General features: G+C 66.0%; 4 protein-coding genes. All 4 read right to left on the bottom strand.

Features of this window, described 5'->3' with window-relative positions; translation table 11 throughout:
• Nucleotides 1-129 precede the first annotated feature (129 nt).
• On the bottom strand, nt 130-399 hold the full coding sequence (gene rpsQ, locus A612_RS07515; RefSeq protein ID WP_019373891.1) for a 30S ribosomal protein S17: 270 nt from the start codon (nt 397-399) through the stop codon (nt 130-132).
• A gap of 12 nt (nt 400-411) precedes the next feature.
• A complete protein-coding gene (gene rpmC / locus A612_RS07510; protein ID WP_019373890.1) occupies nt 412-618 on the bottom strand; it encodes a 50S ribosomal protein L29 in 207 nt (68 codons plus the stop codon).
• 14 nt (nt 619-632) lie between these two features.
• A complete protein-coding gene (gene rplP / locus A612_RS07505; protein WP_019373889.1) occupies nt 633-1049 on the bottom strand; it encodes a 50S ribosomal protein L16 in 417 nt (138 codons plus the stop codon).
• 2 nt (nt 1050-1051) lie between these two features.
• The coding region (gene rpsC, locus A612_RS07500) for a 30S ribosomal protein S3 (protein WP_019373888.1) at nt 1052-1904 on the bottom strand (853 nt) is incomplete at its 5' end.

Raw genomic sequence — 1904 nt, 5'->3', positions numbered from 1 at the left:
GGGTCACGTCAGGGAGGGTGTCACCGATCTTGATCATGCTGGGGATCTCCTGAAAAGCATGGACGAAAAAAACGACCCACGCATTGTGGGTCGTTTGCGGTCCGCGCTGCGGCCGGGGCCGCAATGGGCTCAGACCAGGCCGGCCTTTTGCACCAGGCGCGTGGCGACCCAGTGCTTGGTCTTGGACAGCGGGCGGCTTTCCGCGATTTCCACGGTGTCGCCCAGCTTGTACTCGCCATTTTCGTCGTGCGCGTGGTACTTGCTCGACTTGATCACGATCTTGTCGTAGATGGGGTGCTTGACGCGGCGCTCGACCAGCACGGTGATGGTCTTGGCGCGCTTGTCGCTCACCACCTTGCCGACCAGGGTGCGCTTGAGGGCTGTTTTGGCTTCCGTCATGTTCGCTCCTTATCAGGCCTTGGCAGCGGCGGCTTGCTTCTCAGCAAGGATGGTCTTGGCGCGGGCGATGTCGCGGCGCGTGGCCTTCAGCGTGGCGGTGTTGCCCAGCTGTTGCGTGGCCTTTTGCATGCGCAGGCCGAAATGGGCCTTTTGCAGCGACTTGATCTCGTCCTTCAGGCCAGCTTCGTCCTTCTGGCGCAGTTCAGCAGCTTTGGTCATATCGATCCTCTTTCTCAGGCGCCGATCTGACGGGCCACGAACGTGGTGCGCAGCGGCAGCTTGGCGGCGGCCAGGCGGAAGGCCTCGCGTGCCAGCTCCTCGGACACACCCACGATCTCGAACACCACCTTGCCCGGCTGGATCTCGGCCACGTAGTACTCGGGGTTGCCCTTGCCGTTGCCCATGCGCACTTCGGCAGGCTTGGTGGAGATCGGCTTGTCGGGGAACACGCGGATCCAGATGCGACCACCGCGCTTGACGTGGCGCGAGATGGCGCGGCGGGCGGCCTCGATCTGGCGGGCCGTCAGGCGGCCGCGGTCGGTGCACTTGAGGCCGAAATCACCGAAGGCCACCGAGTTGCCACGCGTGGCGATGCCGGTGTTGCGGCCCTTGTGTTCCTTGCGGAACTTGCGGCGTGCGGGTTGCAGCATGTTTATTCTCCTTTACCGTCCGCTGCTGTAGCGGGCGCGGCCTTGGCTACGCGCTTAACGGGATCTGCACCTGCGCCCTGCGGCTTGTCGCTGCCATCGGCAGGTGCGGTGTTGGTGCCCATCGGGCGGCGGCCACCGCCACCGCGGCGGTCGCCATCGCGGCGGTCGCCACGGCCATCGCGGCGCGGGCCACGCGGGCGGCGCTCGTCTTCGGGGCGCGGGGTCTCCACGGCCAGTTCGCCGCGGCCGAGCGTGTCGCCCTTGTAGACCCAGACCTTCACGCCGATCACGCCATACGTCGTCTTGGCTTCCGAGGTGCCGTAGTCGATGTCGGCGCGCAGCGTGTGCAGCGGCACGCGGCCTTCGCGGTACCACTCGGTGCGGGCGATCTCGATGCCGTTCAGGCGGCCGGCGGACATGATCTTGATGCCCTGGGCGCCCATGCGCATCGCGTTCTGCATGGCGCGCTTCATGGCGCGGCGGAACATGATGCGCTTTTCCAGCTGCTGGGTGATCGAGTCAGCGATCAGCTTGGCATCGATCTCGGGCTTGCGCACTTCCTCGATGTTGACTGCCACCGGCACGCCCAGGCGCGTGGCCAGTTCGCGCTTGAGGTTCTCGATGTCCTCGCCCTTCTTGCCGATCACCACGCCCGGACGCGCCGAGTAAATGGTGATGCGGGCGTTCTTGGCGGGGCGCTCGATCAGGACGCGCGAGACCGCGGCGTTCTTCAGGCGGGCCTTCAGGAACTCGCGCACCTTGATGTCTTCGGCCAGCATGCCGGCGAAGTCACGGTTGCTTGCGTACCAGCGGCTGGCCCAGTTGCGGCTGACCGCCAGGCGGAAGCCGGGAGGA

It is taken from the genome of Melaminivora alkalimesophila, from assembly GCF_000282995.1.
GTDB classification, from domain to species: Bacteria; Pseudomonadota; Gammaproteobacteria; order Burkholderiales; family Burkholderiaceae_C; genus Melaminivora; species Melaminivora alkalimesophila.
Note: the sequence above shows the minus strand (reverse complement) of the source record. Positions and strands in the feature narration are given on the sequence as shown.